The organism is Nonomuraea sp. B208 (genome assembly GCF_057536035.1).
In genome coordinates this window covers 241582-258999 of record NZ_BAAJOU010000027.1, presented here as the reverse complement: position 1 = coordinate 258999, position 17418 = coordinate 241582, and the positions used below count along the sequence as shown (strand labels likewise).

The following is a 17418-nucleotide window of genomic DNA, read 5'->3' as shown; positions in this document are numbered from 1 at the left end:
GTGATCGCTCCATCTATGAGTGGGCGGGGCCGGCCGGCCCCGGGGGTTCTGTCTCAGCTGCAGTCGAGCGCCGGGTATGCGGCGTCGTACGACGAGGTGACCTCCCGGCCACCGATCGTCGCCGTCCCCTTCACGGTCACCGTGCCGGCGTCGATCTGCCCGGCCCGGCTGTTGAAGGACTGGTACGCCTGCTTGCCCGGGGCCACGCCGGCCACGGTCTTCGTGCCGTACGGCGTGGTCAGCGTCACCGTCGCCGCCGTCTCGGAGGTGTTGACGGCGGTGACCGCCACGTACGCCGAGGCGCCGATGCAGCGGGACGCGGCGGAGACCGCCAGTTCGACCTGCGCCGCCCCGGTCAGGCGGAAGAAGTCGAACGTGACCGTCTTCGAGGCCGTCTGGTTGGTGCCGATGGTGTAGACGCCGACCTTCGCGTCTTCGGCCACGGCGCTGTTCTTCACCGGAGCGGACAGGTCCGTCCAGGTCTGGCCGTCGGAGGAGTAGGAGCCGGTGAAGGTGTCGCCCTCCTTCTTCAGCCGCAGGTGCCACTCGCCGCCGGTGAGGTTGTTCGCCTGCGGTTGCGGGCTCTGCACGGTGCCGCCGACCTCGCTGCGCAGCTCGATGGCCCGCGCCACCGTGGCTCCCGGCGAGTTGGTGGTGAGGAAGTCGAGCTTCACGTAGTCGTCGTCGCCGGTGTAGACCATCAGGCCGCCCTGCTGGTACTGCTGGTTGAGCGCTGAGGCGTCCAGCTTGGTCTCCAGCGTCCAGTCGCCGTCCGGGGCCGGTTGCAGGATGAGGTTCTTCGGGCCGGTGTTGGTGGTCCCGTAGATGTCACCCGTCGTGGTGTCCAGCTCCAGCTTGCCGCCGCTCACCCGCGCGGCGGTGGCGTCGGGGCGCACGACCGCGCTCCAGCGGCACGTGTCGAGCGCGGTGCCGTCGAACTCGTCGTCCGGGGCGGGCGCGGTCGCCGTGTCGTCCGGCGTGATGTGGAACCAGTCGAAGGCCGCGTCCACCACCGGGTGGTTGGCCCCGGCGAGCGAGATCAGGCCGATCTTCGGGCTGGTGATCCCGGCGAGCGACTTGGTCTGCGGCATCGCGGTGAACGTGCTGCCGTCGGAGGAGTAGTGGGCGCGGATGGTGCTGCCGTCGCTGACGAACCGCACGTACACGGTGTCGGGGTAGGCGTCGCCGAGGGAGGCCGTGTTGCTCTCCGCCACCTCGTTGGGGGCGGCGTTCTCCTCCCTGATGAACTGGAAGATGCGGCTGGCGTGGTCGGAACCCGAGGTCGAGCGCGCCTGCAGCACCATCTTGGCGTAGTTGTCGTCGTCGCCGTAGATGACCAGGCCCGCCTGCTGGTACGCGTCCCGCGCGTCCAGCGTGAGCTTGGCCGTGGCCGTCCAGGCGCCCGAGGGAGCCGGCTGCAGCACGATGTTCGGCGTGTTGCCGCCCGTGCTGTAGATGTCGGTGGTCGAGGTCGGGATCACCAGCTTGCCGTCCTCGACCTTGAGGTCCTGATTCTCGCGGACGACGGACCAGCGGTCACGGTCGAGCTGGTCGCCGAGGAAGTCGTCGGACCGGCCGGTGAAGCACACCGTGGCTTGGGCGTCCACCTTGACCTGGACCCGCGCGGTGGCCGACGCGCCCTTGTCGTCGGTGACGGTCACCACGGCGGTGTAGGTGCCCGGCGCGGTGTAGGTGTGGCTCGCCTCGGCGGTGGTGGGCTCGGGTGCGCCGGCCACGCCGAAGTTCCACTTGTAGGTGAGCGGGTCGTCCTCGGGGTCGGTGGCCGTCGCCTTGAAGGCCACCCGCAGCGGGGCGACGCCCGTCGCTGGGGTGGCCGTCGCGGTCACCACCGGGTGCTGGTTGTCGGTCGCGCCCTTGCCGACGAAGTCGACCCAGTTGACGTTGATCAGGTAGGCGTCGCCGGCCGCGCCCGTGGGCTTGCGTACGACGAAGTACAGCGGTCCGCTCGCCGACGGCGGTTCCGTCAGGTCGAGAGTGACGTCGGTGAACGTCTGCCAGCCGCCGGTGGGCGGCACCTCGACCGAGCCGACCAGCGTGCCGGTCTCGGGGTCGCCCGCCCGGATCTGCACGGTCCCGCCGGGGCCGCCGGAGGAGGCGCGCAGCCGGATCGCGGTCAGGTTCGACAGGTTCACCGGGTCGAAGGACCACCAGTCGCCGTCCTGGATGAACGCGATGTGCTCGTTGCCGCCCTGGGTGTCGCTGGTCGTCTCCGCCGCGACGCCCGCGGCGTCGGTGCCGGTGCCGCCGCTCACCCGGCCGGTCCGCGAGAAGTGCTCGGCCTGCTTGCGCTTGGGCTCCAGCAGGACCTCGCCCCGCCCGGTCAGCGACTTGGCGCCGTTGGCGCCGTCGTCGGCGTAGCTGGCCTCGATGACGTAGAAGAGGTTGTCGTACTCGCCGTGGCCGGCCTGCTGGGTCTGCAGCACGCCTTCACAGCCCTTGTGCTGGTCCAGCGGGTGGCCGTGGCTGTCGTGGCCGAGGATCGCCTGGATCTGCACCCGGTCGCAGTCGATCGTGCCGTCCTCGGGGTCGGTGACGGTGACCTCGAACTTCACCTGGTCGCCGAACTCGAAGAAGGAGCCGTTCGGCGGCAGGTCCACCGAGACGGTGGGGCGGGTGTTGCCCGCGCTGATCGCCACGCTCGCGGTGGCGGTCCTGCCGTCGGGGTTGGTGATGGTCAGGACGGCGTTGTAGTCGCCGCCCTCCTCGTAGGTGAAGGACGGGTTCGGGTCGGTGGAGTCGGTCTCGCCGTCGCCGTCGAGGTCCCAGGCGTAGGTGATCGGCTTGTCGTCCGGGTCCCTGCTGCCCTCGCTGGAGAACGTGACGGCCAGCGGCAGCGGCCCGTCCGTCTTGTCCGCGGTGGCGCGGGCGATCAGCGGGCGGGTGCCCTTGGTGTACTCGATGCGGTAGATGCCGGAGTCGGCGTTGTCGCCGCCGAAGCCGGAGCCCCATTCGATCAGGTAGAGCGCGCCGTCGGGGCCGAACTTCATGTCCATCGGCTTCTTGAACGACAACGTGCCGAGGATCGGGTTCATCTCGACGAGTTCGGTGCCGTCCTCGTCGAGCTGGAACGACCAGATCTTGTCGTTGTTCCACTCGCCGAACAGCGCCTTGCCGTCCCAGTACGCCGGCCACTTGACGTCCGACTGCAGGTCGGGGTCGTCACGGTAGACCGGGCCGCCCATGGGGGCGCCGCCCCTCAGCTCCGGGAAGTGCTGCGGGTCGGCCGCGTAGTGGTACCAGACCGTCGCGGAAATGACCGGCGGCAGGCTGGTCAGGCCGTCGTTGTTCGGCGAGTCGTTGACCGGCGCCGCGCAGTTGAACGCCGACCCCGACTGCCTGGTGGCGAAGTTGAAGTCGACGTACGGGGTGTTGTCGCCGACGCAGTACGGCCAGCCGTAGTTGCCCGGCTCGGACACGATGTTCCACTCGACGGTGTTCTGCGGGCCGCGGGTGGCGCTGGCGGAGTTGGCGTCGGGGCCGTACTCGCCGAGCATGATGTGACCCGTCTTGGGGTCCAGGCCCATGCGGAACGGGTTGCGGAAGCCCATGCCGTAGATCTCCGGCTTGGTCTTCGCCGTGCCCGGTGCGAACAGGTTGCCCGATGGGATCGTGTAGGTGCCGTCGTCCTCGGGGTGGATGCGCAGCAGCTTGCCGCTCAGGCTGTTGGTGTTGCCCGCGCTGCGCTGGGCGTCCCAGCTCGACCGGCCCGACTGCTCGTCGATCGGCGTGTAGCCGTCGGAGGCGAACGGGTTGGTGTTGTCGCCGGTGCCCAGCCAGAGGTCGCCGGTCTTCGGGTCGATCACCATGCCGCCGCCGTGGTGGCAGCACTCGGCCCGCTGGACCGGGACGTCGAGGATCGTCTTCTCGCTCGCCAGGTCCAGGGTGTCGCCGGTGACGGTGAAGCGGCTCAGCCGGTCGACGTTCGTCCCGGTGGGCGAGTAGTACAGATACACCCAGTGGTTGGTGTCGAAGCCGGGATCGAGCGCGAGGCCGAGCAGACCGCTCTCGTTGGCGGTGAAGACGTCCAGATCGGCCGCCGTCACGGTGCCGCCGGCCGGCTTGATGATCTTGACCTCGCCGAGGCGGTCGATGTAGAAGACCCGGCCGTCCTTCGCGACGTCCACCATCATCGGGTTGGAGGTGTTGTCGTCGAGGGTGACCTTCTCGAAGCTGGAGCTCTGCGAGGCCGAGCAGTCGGCCTTGACGACGCCCGCGGCGGTCTGGATGCCGCCGAGCAGCAGCTTCAGGAAGTTCGGCTCGCTGTAGTTCTCCTTCATGTGGCCGAGCCCGGTGTACCACGAACGGCCGCCGTCGAAGTCCTGGCACCACGTGTTCGGGTGGTCGGCGCCCATCGTGGCGCCGGTGTAGGAGGTCTCGTCCATCGACGTCAGCACGTGGACCGTCTGGCGCGGGTTCGCCTGGTAGTCGTACCACTCGTCGCTACGGGTCCAGGTCGTCGGCAGGTCCTTGGTGGACGGGTGCGCCGGGTCCTCGACCTTGACCCTGGCCTGCTGGATCGCCGGGTGGCTCTTGAAGTACGCGCCGACCAGCTTGCCGTACCACTCCCAGGTGTAGCCGCTGTCGGCGGCCGCGTGGACGCCGACGAAGCCGCCGCCGTTCTGGATGTAGCGCTGGAAGGCGTCCTTCTGGTCCTGCGTGCTCAGCGGGTCACCGGTCGTGGACATGAAGATCACGGCCTTGTACTGGGCCAGGTTCTGGTCCGTGAACAGGGCGCTGTCCTCGGTCGTGTCGACCGCGAAGTTGTTGTCCTGGCCGAGTTTCTGCACGGCCGCGATGCCTTCGGGGATGGAGTCGTGCCGGAAACCGGTCGTCTTGGAGAAGACGAGGACCTTGTAGGCGGGCTCGGCCGCCGTGGCGGCCTCGGCGCTCGCGGGCGCCGCGAGGATCGGGACGAGAGGGACGGCGAGGGGGGCGACGAGGGCGGACAAGGCCATCGTCGTCACGGCTCGGCGCCTGAGGCGCCGTCCGCGTAACGGCAGGGCCGCACGGAGCAGCCTGGCCCACGTGCGATGACGTGGTGACATGGAAAACCCTTCCTGACCGGGGGGACGTCAGGCAAGGCGCGCGCCGCCGCGCTGTTGCCACTTCGTGGAGCGGATCTTGCGGGGTGCTGGAGGGTGCCGTCTCCAGGTCTGCGGGGCCGTCAGACGGGTGCCGGCCGGGGTGGTGTGCCGATGATCGCCGTCGGGTCGTCGATGACGTCGCTGACCACCATGCTGGCGGCGCCCCGGGAGGCGGCGCCGAAGCCGAGTGTGGAGGCGACCAGGCGGCACCGGGCGGCGGGGGCCGCCACCACGAGCCGGTCCAGCTGGTCCTGCGCGTGCGGCAGCAGCCACTGGGCCAGCGAGGCGAAGTAGCCGCCGATGACGATCACGCGCGGGTTGAACAGGTTGGCCAGGATCGAGCCGCCGAGCCCGAGCCACTCGCCGACCTGCGCCACCGCCGCCGTCATCCGCGGGTCGCCCGCGGCCAGGCCGCCGGCGATGTCGCTCACCCGTTCGCCGGGGTCGGGCACCGGCCTGCCGGGCAGCCCGTACGCCTGCTCGGGCATCGCCGCGCGGACGAGCGCGGCCAGGCCGACCTTGGTCTCCCAGCATCCGGCGCGGCCGCACCCGCACTGGGCGCCGTCGGGGTCCACCTGGAGGTGCCCGACCTCGCCGGAGAAGCCGTCCGCGCCGCGCAGCAGCCGGCCGTCCAGGATGATGCCGCCGCCGACCCCGACCTCGCCGGTGAGGTACACCAGGTAGGGCGTGCCGGCGGCGACGCCGGAGGTGTACTCGGCCAGGGCGGCGAGGTTCGCGTCGTTGTCCACCCGTACCGGCAGGCGCAACGGGCCGAGCACGGAGGTCAGCCGCTCGGCCAGGGGCAGCTCGTGCCAGGACAGGTTGGGGGCGAGCGTCACGACGCCGCGGGTGACGTCCACGAGCCCGGGGACGGCGACCGCGATGCCGGCGGGGGTCGCTCCGGCCCGCCGCATGGTCTCGACGGCCTGCCCTGCCACGGCCGCGAGCCGCCGCACGGAGCCGTCCGGGCCGCTGCCCACGGCGTCATGCACGATCCGGCGCTCGACCAGGACCCGGCCGCTGAGGTCGGTGCCGTGGACCGCGATGTAGTCGACGTTGATCTCCATGCCGAGCGCGCCGACGTGCGCGCCGTGCAAGGCCACCGCGCGCCTGGGGCGGCCGACGGCGCCGGCGTGCCTGACGCCGACCTCGCGTACGAGACGCCGTTCCAGCAGCTCGGCCATCAGGTTGGAGACGGTGGCGCGGTGCAGCCCGGTCGTCTCGGCGATGTCGGCGCGGGACAGGACCCTGTGGTCGCGCAGCTCGCGCAGCACGAGCGAGAGGTTCGCCCGGCGCAGCGCGGCAGGACCCGCCGGTGCGGCGCCGCCCGGGGCGCGGTTGGGTGGCTTGTACGACATGCGCACCACCTGCCCCTTTGTTTATCTCTGAGATCAATTAATCGGGTTGTAACACGCGAATGTCCGACCGTGAACCCCTTCGTCGCGTAACGAGTTGGCATCGCTGATGTCTGCGCATTTCAGCGAGCTTTTCGGCGTCAGTTATCGGAACGTTACCTAACTTGTAAACGATTTCACCCTTGTGCCGGCGAAAGTCCCCTCTTTTAATGCGGCTAGCCACCCGACTTGATCGAGGAGGAGCGTGGACCACATCCGGACCGACGGTCACGCCGCCGACTCGACGAGTGATGGCGGGTCCACCTGAGCCCTCAGGACCCGTCCCCTAGACCCGCACCCCGTCCCTGAGCCCCCGCCCGCCTGAACGTCCGGTTTTACGTCACTGCGGCCATGACGCCTGCCCTCGATCGGCCGGAGAAACGCCGCGTCCTCACCCTCCCGCACCCCTTTTTCACCCATGACTCCCGCCCGCCTGAACGGCCGTACAAAGCCGCACCGTCACCGTTGACGCCGACCTCGGTGCCGCCGCGGTGGTGCCAACCGGCACGCCAGGCGGGCGGGCACGCTCAAGGCCGCCCATCAAGGCCCCCTCGAGGACGGCCCGCACGACGCCCGCTATGCCGAGCTGTTCCGGCTCCAGGCGCGCTACTTCATGTAGTGGCGTGACGTGCGCGGCCGCGTGGGCCGGACGGCGCACGCGGGAGGTGTCTCAGGGTTTGACGGCGAGGCCGCCGTAGGCCCAGGCGTGGCCGCCGGGGATCTGTTCCTGGTATTCGACCGGGTCCGGCCGCCACGTGACGACCTCGACGAGGCCCGGGTCCAGGAGGTTCCAGCCGTCGAAGAAGCGCAGCGTCTCGTCGTGGCTGCGCGGCACCATGGGGGCGGAGCTGTTGTCGTACGGCTTGGTGAACTCCTCGCGGCTCAGGTTGTCGGCGAAGTCCATGGTGATGTGCGACAGCAGCAGGTGGCTGCCGCTGGGCACCGCCGCCTTGAGCTGCTCGACCACCCCGTACGGGTCCTCGTCATCGGTGACGAAGTGCAGGATCCCGGCCAGGATGACGGCCACGGGACGGGTGAAGTCGAGCACCTCCCGGATCGCGGGGTCGGACAGGATCTTCTGTGGCTGCCGCAGGTCCGCCTCGATCATCTCCGTCGCGCCCGCCGGGTCACCGGTCAGCAGGGCACGCCCGTGCACGAGGACGATGGGGTCGTTGTCGACGTAGGCCACCCGGGCCTCGGGCACGGCCCGCTGGGCGATGACGTGGGTGGGGTCCTGGGTGGGGAGCCCGGTGCCGATGTCGAGGAACTGGGAGATGCCGGCTTCGGCCGCCAGATACCGTACGGCCCGGCTCACGAAGGCACGGTGGGCGCGCACGCCCTCACGGGTGCCCGGCGACAGCGCGATGAGCCCCTTGGCGGCCTCACGGTCGGAGGCGAAGTTGTCCTTGCCGCCCAGTAAGAAGTCATAGATCCGGGCGGGGTGAGGAATGTGCGGATTGATCCTTGCAGCCGGGGCGTCGGCGTACTCCGGATCCTGCGGGTCCGTCTCTTTGCCACTGTGCGTCAAGATCTCTCCCTGATGGATCGGCGACGATCGCCGGGCCTGACGGGGGGCGCGGACGGCCCTCGCCGAGGCATGTGCTTTCAGATGTTTCCTCGCTGCCGGGCCCGGCGTTACGGACGATCCACGCTACGCCGTGACGGCCGCTCCTGAAGCGGGCGCGGCGACGGGGGACGTCACCCCGGTGAGATCTTCCGAGACGGCCCACAACCGCCGCTGGGCGGCCACGTCGTACGACTCCGGGCAGGAGGTGACCGGCCGTGAGGCGGGCGGCGGCTCGCCATCCGGCGGACGCGGGGATGAAAGTTTCACGACATCTCATCGCAATGAGGCGAACGATTCACGGTAGGAACCCAGGCGAAGCGCCGACAGCGTAGTCCCGGGTGGCGAGAGATTCGATCCACGTTCTTGACGCCGGGGCCTTCGTTGATTTGACTCCGCACTGGCGTTACCGACGAATCGATTCGACCATCAACTGATGTTAGCGCTAACACAACTTTTGCCGGGCCCGCGTATCGGCGCCGTCCTGATCGAGAGAAGGCATGATGCTTTTTGGACGCCTGACAAGGCCACTCGCGGCCGGGGCGGGTGCGTTGCTCGCCACAGCCTGCCTGGTCGGCGGTGGCATAGCCCAGGCCGCGACGTCGCAGCCGTGTGACATCTACGCCGCGGGCGGGACGCCGTGTGTGGCGGCGCACAGCACCACGCGTGCCCTGTACGCGGCCTACGACGGCCCGCTCTACCAAGTCAGGCGTTCGTCCGACAACACCAGCCGGGACATCGGGGTGCTGAGCGCGGGCGGGGTGGTCAACGCGGCCACGCAGGACTCGTTCTGCGCCAACACGACCTGCGTCATCACGATCATCTACGACCAGTCCGGCCGCAACAACCGCCTCACGCAGGCGCCGCCCGGCTACTGGAAGGGCCCCGCTCCGGGCGGATGGGACAACCTCGCCGACGCGAAGGCGGCACCGATCACCATCGGTGGGCAGAAGGCGTACGGTGTCCGTGTGGAGCCCGGCACCGGCTACCGCAACAACAACACCACCGGCGTCGCCAAGGGCGACGAGCCCGAGGGCATCTACGCCGTCGTCGACGGCACGCACTACAACCAGTGGTGCTGCTTCGACTACGGCAACGCGCAGACGGATGGCATAGCCGACTCCCCCGCCATCATGGAGACCGTCTACTTCGGCGCCGACAAGCAGTGGGGCTACGGGGCCGGAGCCGGTCCCTGGATCATGGCCGACCTGGAGTGGGGACTCTTCTCGGGGGTGAACGCGGGTTACAACAACATCCCGTCGATCAACCACCGATTCGTCACGGCGATGGTCAAGGGGGAGCCGAACCACTGGGCGATCCGGGGCGGCAACGCACAGTCGGGCGGCCTGACGACCTACTTCGACGGACGGCGCCCCAACGGCTACCACCCGATGAAGAAGGAAGGCGCCATCCTGCTCGGCATCGGCGGCGACAACAGCGTCTCCGGCCGCGGCACCTTCTTCGAGGGCGTGTTGACCTCCGGCTATCCGACCGCCGCCACCGAGGACGCCGTACAGGCCAACATCGCCGCCGCCGGCTACGCGCCGGCGGGCGGCGCCAACCCGCAGCAGGGCGTCCAGATCGTGGGCGGCCAGTCCGGGCGGTGCGTCGACGTGCCGAACAGCAGCACCGCCAACGGCACCCAGGTGCAGTTGTGGGACTGCGGGAGCGGCACCAACCAGCGGTTCACCTCCACCTCAAGCAAGCAGTTGCAGGTGTACGGCAACAAGTGCCTGGACGCCTACGGGCAGGGCACCGCCAACGGCACCCAGGTGATCATCTGGGACTGCAACGGCCAGGCCAACCAGCAGTGGAACGTCAACACCAACGGCACCATCACCGGCGTGCAGTCCGGGCTGTGCCTGGACGCCAACGCGGCCGCCACCGCCAACGGCACGAAGCTCATCCTGTGGTCCTGCAACGGCCAGGCCAACCAGCGGTGGACCCTGCGCAGTTGATCCCGGCCGTTGTTCCCCTCTTCGTCCCATGGCTGCCGAGTGCGGCGAGGCGGCCGTGACGTCGCCCGTTGTCCCCGGGCGACCGCAGCTCACCATGTTGGAGGTCTCGTGTCATCCCCATCGCTCAGCCGCCGTCAGCTCTTGCAGACCGCCGGCGTCGCGGTTGCCGCGTCGGCCGTTGGGCAGGCCGCCGGGGCGTCGGCCGCCGTGGCCGCGGTCGCCCCGGCCCGGGCCGACATCGGCGTGTCGGCCTACCTGTTCGACCTCGGGCAGGTCCAGCTCACCTCCGGCCGCTGGCTGGACAACCAGAACCGCACCCTTTCCTATCTCCGGTTCGTCGACGTCAACCGGCTGCTGTACAACTTCCGGGCCAATCACCGGCTCTCCACCAACGGCGCCGCCTCGAACGGCGGATGGGACGCCCCGTCGTTCCCGTTCCGCACCCACGTGCAGGGGCATTTCCTCACCGCGTGGGCCCAGGCGTACGCCTTGCTCGGCGACACCACCTGCCGGGACAAGGCCACCTTCATGGTCACCGAGCTCGCCAAATGCCAGGCGAACAACGGTGCCGCTGGGTTCGGCGCCGGTTACCTCTCCGGCTTCCCCGAGTCGGACTTCAGCGCCCTCGAAGCGCGCACGCTGAGCAACGGCAATGTGCCGTACTACTGCATCCACAAGACGCTGGCCGGCCTGCTCGACGTGTGGCGCCTGATCGGCAGCACCCAGGCCCGCGACGTGCTGCTCGCGCTCGCGGGTTGGGTGGATCAGCGCACCTCCCGGCTCAGCTCCAGCCAGATGCAGAACATGCTGGGCACCGAGTTCGGCGGCATGAACGCGGTGCTGACCGACATCTACCAGCAGACGGGTGACGGGCGCTGGCTCACGACCGCTCAGCGGTTCGACCACGCGGCCGTGTTCACCCCGCTCGCCTCCAATCAGGACCAGCTGAACGGCCTGCACGCCAACACGCAGGTGCCCAAGTGGATCGGTGCGGCACGGGAGTACAAGGCGACCGGCACCACCCGCTATCGGGACATCGCGAACAACGCATGGAACATGACCGTCAACGCGCACACGTATGTGATCGGCGGTAACAGCCAGGCCGAACACTTCCGCGCCCCCAACGCCATCGCCGGATACCTCAGCAACGACACCTGCGAGCACTGCAACACCTACAACATGCTCAAGCTCACCCGCGAGCTGTGGCTGCTGAACCCCGGCCAGGCGTCCTACATGGACTTCTATGAGCGGGCCCTGTTCAACCACGTCATCGGTGCCCAGAACCCGGCGGACGCCCACGGGCACATCACCTACTTCACCCCCCTGCGGCCCGGTGGCCGCCGTGGGGTCGGCCCGGCGTGGGGCGGCGGCACGTGGAGCACTGACTACAGCTCGTTCTGGTGCTGCCAGGGCACTGGGGTGGAGGCCAACACGAGCCTGGCGGACGCCATCTACTCCTACAACGGCACCACGCTGTTCGTGAACCTGTTCCAGCCATCCACACTGAACTGGTCCCAGCGCGGCATCACGGTCACCCAGACGACGTCCTACCCGGCGAGTGACACCACGACCCTGCAGGTCACCGGCAGCGTCGGCGGCTCGTGGACGATGCGGATCCGCATCCCCGCCTGGACGTCGGGCGCCACCATCAGCGTCAACGGCACGCAGCAGAGCGTCGACACCACGCCCGGGTCCTACGCCACCCTCACCCGCTCGTGGACATCCGGCGACACCGTCACGGTGCGCCTGCCCATGCGCGTGGTCATGAAGGCGGCCAACGACAACGCGAACGTCGCGGCGATCACGTATGGTCCTGTCGTGCTGTCCGGCAACTACGGCAACACCTCGCTGTCGTCGCTTCCGGCCCTGACCACCTCCTCGATCGCCCGGACCAGCACTTCGGCGCTCACCTTCACCGCCACCGCCGATAACGCGACGGTCAACCTGATCCCCTTCTACGATGCGCAGGGGCACAACTACACCGTTTACTGGAATGTCAGCGGGCAGGGCACCGGCGGGACGGGAAGCTACCGGCTGGTCAACGCGGCCAGTGGCCTGGTCCTCGGCATCCAGAACATGTCCACAGCGGACGGCGGTCTCGCGCTGCAGTGGACCGACAATGGCACCGCGGACCACAACTGGGTGATGGTGACCGACGGCAGCGCCGTGCGGTTCCGCAACGTCAACAGCGGCAAGGTGCTGGGAGTGGAGAACATGTCCACCGTCGACGGTGCCCGCATCCTGCAGTGGTCCGACAACGGCACAGCCGACCACCGGTGGACTCTGGTCGACAACGGCGACGGAACCTACAAGATCCGCAACGTGAACAGCGGCAAGCTGCTCGCCATCCAGAACAACTCCACCGCCAACGGCGCCCAGGCCGTTCAGGACTCCGACAACGGAACCGCCGACAACCGATGGCGACTCGTCCGCAACTCTTGAACACCCGCCCAGCGGCCTGCCGCCTTGATTCCGGGCAAAAAGGATTTGATCAAGCGTGGCTTTGTTAGTTCGTAATGGTGGTCGTTGATGGCAGGTGGGGCATCGGCCGCTCCAAGTGGCTAAGAGCACCTGGAGCATGTGCAAGATCTTGCAGAAGGTCAGGCCGCCCCGCAGGCTTTTGGGCTGGTCAAGCGGAGTTCGGTGAGGAACAAACCGGGAGGTCATCCTCGCCGTGGGGTTGCCCTTGGTGCGCTTGCTGCCATGTCGCCAGGTGATGCGGTGCAGCACCGGACGGCCCGCGGCCAGCACCAGCTCGCGCAGGCTGGACGGCTTGCCACGGTACTTGGCCACCGGCCGGCGGCCATGCGGCAGGCAATCAAGGAAGGGGAGGGTGAATCCACCCGCACCGGCACCTACATCATCTGGCGGACTGGCGAGGCTGTGCGGGAGCAGGGTGCGGCGGTCGAACTGCCGTCAAAGCCACGCTCTACCGGCTGCTGGCGAAGCTCACTCAGGGCACGCACGCTCTGGGCACGGCCCGTGCTCGTCGCTCCCGCGCCCATGGGGCGAAGGCGCCGTTCGGCCAATGGACGGTCTTCGCGCCGGGCGAGGTGGTGCAAATCGACTCCACCCCGCTGGACGTGCTGGTCCGTCTCGACGACGGTGTGGTCGGGAAGCGGGCGCTGTCGTTTCTCGCCAACATTTCGCCCCGTATTGATCTCCAGCCGCTGCCGAAACTCACCTACAAGCGCTGCCTTATTTGGAATCTGGACGATCTACCTTGGTCGTCCATGGTGGAGATCATCGGGGACAAGTTCCCCCTGATCGCCGGGCAGGAGCAAGCACGGCGATGGCTGCAGTTCACGGCCAACATTGGACGCGCACCGAACACGGTTACGGCGTACGGCCGGGCCCTTGAGGATCATCTGCGGTTCTGCACCTTGGTCGGTGCCGATCCGGTGACGATACGGGCCGACGTGATCGCCGCGTGGATCGGCGACTTGCACGAGCGGCCGAACCCTCGTACCGCCAAGCTCGTGTACCTCGATTCGGGTACGGGGTTGGCCAATGCCACGATTCAGCAGTACGTGATCGCGGTCCGATCGTTTTACGAGTTTCTCGTCGAAGACGGGCTGCGCGAGCGCAACCCGGTGCGCCGCGGCCAGTCCGGACGGCGGGGCCGTCGCCCTCGGCAAGGCCTGGTGCGCCGGGTGGAGAAAGCGCCGTGGATCCAATGAGTGGGATTGGCAGAAGATCCTCCAGGCCGCCGGCGCCGAGCCGCTACGCAACCGGCTCATGCTCGCCCTGGCTATGACGGTGCGCTGCGCCGTGAGGAACTCGTCCACCTGGAGGTCGGCGACTTCGAGCCCGCCTACTGCCTGATCCACCTGCGCGCGGAGACCACCAAATCCAAGCGCGCCCGGGAGGTCAGTTTCGGCACCGCCACCTCCCGGCTGTTCATGGCCTACCTGGCCGAGCGTCGCCGGCTGGTTGGCCGTATGGCCGGGCGGTTGCTGATCAGCGTGTCGCGACGACGCTTCGTTACATCCATCTCAGCGGCCGCGAACTGGCCGCCAAACTGCACCGGGCCACCGCAGCGATTCAGGCGGACCGGGAGCGCCTACTGGCAACCCTGGTGGAGGATCGATGAACGCCATCAGCTTCGCCGACGACCAGCGAGAGCCGTTGACGCTCGCGGAGCTGTGCCAGAACGTGCGCGGCCAGGACCCCGCGCTCACTCCTGCCGAGCGTGTCGTTCTGGCTCACATCAGCGACTTCGCGCACATCAGCGTCCAGTTCGCCAACCGGGATGCGCTCAGCCGACTCATCGAGCCCATCGAACACGTCGTGACTGCCGCGTGGGCGCCGGCCAAGACGACGGCCGCCCGCAACATCCTGCTCGGCGAGATGCACCGCCGAGGCACCGCTTACTGGTCCTGGGATGAAGACGTCTGGATCGGGCTGGCCGACGGGAACCGGGCTGCTAACAGGAGGTGTCGGTTCCAGCTGGTCGCCTTGGGCTACCTGTTCGGCGGTCACCACCGGCTGCATCACCACGCCGGCATCGTTCAGGTCCGCAAACTCACCGACATGGTGTTCGGACCCACGGCTGTGGATCCTGCCCTAGAAGAGATCCGTTCGACCCTGACCGCTTGGCAGTCGAGCGAGAGTCTCATGTCGTGGCAGGTCACTAACGCGACCATTGACCTGCTGCTCAGCTGCGGCAGTCCGCAACTGGAGCACATCGGCGAGGAACAGTTGCACGCTCTGGTCGAGGACTACCGGGCCGACCGCCCCTCGCGCCGGCAAGGGCTGTTCAAGGTCTCCCGCGTGCTGGCGGACAAGGGGATCATCACGGCGCCGCTGACGAGTAACGGACACCACCGCGGACCCAAGCCGGAGACGCTGGCCAGCGTCCCACCCGAATGGCTGGAGTGGGCGCAACGCTGGCGCAAGCTGGCCACCTGCGAACCGGGCACGCTGCGGACGATGTTCTCGGTGATTCTCGTCGCCGGGCGGTGGGCCGCCGAGAAGCACCCCGAATCGATCGCACCGGATACGTGGACCAGGGACATGGCCGCCGAGTACGTCGCCGATACCCTGCAGGCCACCGTCGGGCAGTGGGCCGGGCACAACCGCAACCAGGTCCGTTTTGGCGAGCCGATCAGCGCCGGCGGCATGGCCAACCGCATCGACAGCCTCCGGAGCTTCTTCTGTGACCTGATTGAGTGGGAGTGGATCAAGCCGAGATTCGACCCGCGCCGGGTGCTCAGCCTGCCGCTGTCGCGGCGGGCCCAACTCGGCCCCAACCCGCGGATCATCGACGACGTCGTGTGGGCCAAGCTCATGGCCGCCGGACTAACCCTGAACACCGAGGACATCACGCCCTATGGCACCCCGGCGGCCAAGGCGGCCGGCTGGCAGGCCAACTACTACCCGATCGAGATGCTGCGCGCCCTGGTCGGAGTGTGGCTGTTCGGCGGCTGCCGCATCGACGAGATCCGCCGACTCGAACTCGACTGCATCATCTGGGATGAAGGCCAAGACCAGCAGACCGGCGAGACGTACCCGATTTGCCTGTTACGCGTCCCGCAGAACAAGACCTCCGGGCCGTTCAACAAGCCTGTCGATCCCGTCGTCGGCCAGCTCATCGAGGCGTGGAAGCTCGTCCGTCCATCCCAGCCCGACATCGAGGACCGCAAGACCCGGCGGCGCCGCCAGCACCTGTTCACCTACCGCGGCCAGCTGATTGGGTCGTCCTACCTCAACGAAAAGATCATTCCCGCGCTGTGCCGCAAGGCCGGAATCCCGGAACAGGACTCCCGTGGAGCACTCACCAGCCACCGGGCGCGAACCACCATCGCCACCCAACTGCTCAACGCACGCGAACCGCTGTCTCTAGCTGACCTGCAGCAGTGGCTCGGGCACAAACACGCCGCCAGCACCCGCCATTACGCCGCGATCCTGCAACGCACCCTGGCCGCCGCCTACAAGAAGGCCGACTACTTCGCCCGCAACGTCCGCACCATCGAGGTCCTCATCGACCGCGAGAGCATCCTGTCCGGCGCCGCCGCCGACGGCGGACAGCCCTGGAAGTACTACGACCTGGGCGACGGCTACTGCACCTATGACTTCTTCGCCAAATGCCCGCACCGCCTGGCCTGCGCCCGTTGTCCGTTCTACCTGCCCAAGCAATCCCACGCCGGGCAGTTGCTGGCAGTCAAGGAAGGCATCGAGCAGATGCTGGAACAGCTCGAGCTCACCGACGACGAACGCCAAGCCCTCGAGGGCGACCGCGACGCTGTTGCCACGCTGGCCGCACGCCTGGCCGATACCCCCACGCCGGGCGGACCCACCCCCAAAGAACTCGGCACCGGGGTGGCTTTCATCCCGTTGACGACTCTACGCGACAGCCTCCCCGGAGGATCGTCATGAGGCCCCATCGTGCGGAGGTTGCCTCAGTCATCCTGGCGAAAGATGATCGCGGCGCCTAGGGCGGCGTTGGCGGGCACGAACATCTCTCCGGTACCGGTGTGGGTGACCGGGATGTCGTTGTCGCGCAGGAGCCGCTCGGTGGCGGCGATGTCGCGTACAGACACTGTGTAGGCGACGAACGCCGGCAGGGCCGCCGGGCGTTCACCTGGCAGCAGGCTGGCGAGCGCCGATGCTGCCACGATGGTGATGTTCGCTCGGTCGAAACGCGTCACCTGGCCATCCCGTGCCTGGCCGAAGTAGGTGCCATAGCGGTGCTCAAGCTCGGGCAACGCCGAGTCGGCGACGCACAGCACACATTCGACCAGCCCGGTGGCGCCGTTGGGATGGTCGGTGTGCTGCTCGTCCTCCAGCGCCTCGACTGGAGTGTTCTCGGCGAATCCGATCCTGCCTTCCGGCACCCGCCCGGCTGGCAGATGGGGATGGGAGATCTCCAGGTAGCGGGCGGGCTCCATCTTGGTCCCGGTGCTGGTCTCGACGGGTCGCTGGATGGCGTGCACGCCACCGTGGCCGACGCCGGCGGCGGTCAGCCGCGCGGCGACGCTGTCGATGTCCGGCGTATCGGCGATCATGATGTGAAGGCCCTGGAAACGCTGGAGCAGGGACGTGATGTTGGCGGCGGTGGCGCGGATGGCCGCCAACAGCCCCGTCAGCTTGTCGTCAGGCACCTGCAGTGGGATGGGGCGGGCTTCGTCGGGCATGCGGCCGGTGTCGTCGATGACGGCTACCAGTTCGATGAAGTTGCGAGGGAAATACACATGGGCGTTGGCCACCCCGAACGGTTCTGCGGGGCCTCCCGCCACGCGCGGGAGGACGGGATAGGCGGGTGCCGGCACGGTGAAGCCGAGCTGGCGGTACCGCTCCATCGCCTGGTTCATGTTCTGCACGATGTGCCCGACGTGATGCAGGCCGTTGACGTCGTCGCCCATAACGGGCCACCTCCGCATCCGAGAGAAATTCGA

General features: G+C 68.4%; 9 protein-coding genes. 4 read left to right on the top strand and 5 right to left on the bottom strand.

All coding sequences use genetic code 11. The annotated features are described in order from the left end of the window. Positions 1-53: 53 nt before the first annotated feature. The 4 genes from AC27IY_RS32770 to AC27IY_RS32755 form a co-directional block, all read right to left on the bottom strand. A complete protein-coding gene (locus AC27IY_RS32770; RefSeq protein ID WP_487180782.1) occupies positions 54-4976 on the bottom strand; it encodes a ThuA domain-containing protein in 4923 nt (1640 codons plus the stop codon). 209 nt (positions 4977-5185) lie between these two features. Continuing rightward, positions 5186-6463: an ROK family transcriptional regulator gene (locus AC27IY_RS32765; protein WP_423450236.1), complete on the bottom strand. Its 1278-nt coding sequence runs from the start codon at positions 6461-6463 to the stop codon at positions 5186-5188. Positions 6464-7169: 706 nt separating this feature from the next. Next, positions 7170-8027 (bottom strand): SAM-dependent methyltransferase, encoded by an 858-nt coding sequence (locus AC27IY_RS32760; RefSeq protein ID WP_487180287.1) that lies wholly within the window; start codon positions 8025-8027, stop codon positions 7170-7172. Positions 8028-8150: 123 nt separating this feature from the next. Further along, on the bottom strand, positions 8151-8333 hold the full coding sequence (locus tag AC27IY_RS32755; protein WP_487180286.1) for a hypothetical protein: 183 nt from the start codon (positions 8331-8333) through the stop codon (positions 8151-8153). Between the two features lie 281 nt (positions 8334-8614). Between AC27IY_RS32755 and AC27IY_RS32750 the strand changes: the two genes are divergently transcribed. The 4 genes from AC27IY_RS32750 (at position 8615) to AC27IY_RS32735 (ending at position 16399) form a co-directional block, all read left to right on the top strand. Beyond that, positions 8615-10021: an arabinofuranosidase catalytic domain-containing protein gene (locus AC27IY_RS32750; protein WP_449958331.1), complete on the top strand. Its 1407-nt coding sequence runs from the start codon at positions 8615-8617 to the stop codon at positions 10019-10021. A 108-nt stretch (positions 10022-10129) separates the two neighbouring features. Beyond that, on the top strand, positions 10130-12463 hold the full coding sequence (locus tag AC27IY_RS32745; RefSeq protein WP_487180285.1) for a beta-L-arabinofuranosidase domain-containing protein: 2334 nt from the start codon (positions 10130-10132) through the stop codon (positions 12461-12463). Between the two features lie 614 nt (positions 12464-13077). Then, positions 13078-13701, top strand: coding sequence for a site-specific integrase (locus AC27IY_RS32740; RefSeq protein WP_487180284.1), 624 nt, complete (start codon positions 13078-13080; stop codon positions 13699-13701). Positions 13702-14110: 409 nt separating this feature from the next. After that, positions 14111-16399 (top strand): tyrosine-type recombinase/integrase, encoded by a 2289-nt coding sequence (locus tag AC27IY_RS32735; RefSeq protein WP_487180283.1) that lies wholly within the window; start codon positions 14111-14113, stop codon positions 16397-16399. Between the two features lie 23 nt (positions 16400-16422). On the opposite strand, the gene AC27IY_RS32730 is transcribed toward AC27IY_RS32735, so the two are convergent. Continuing rightward, positions 16423-17385: a VOC family protein gene (locus tag AC27IY_RS32730; RefSeq protein ID WP_423450224.1), complete on the bottom strand. Its 963-nt coding sequence runs from the start codon at positions 17383-17385 to the stop codon at positions 16423-16425. Positions 17386-17418 lie beyond the last annotated feature (33 nt).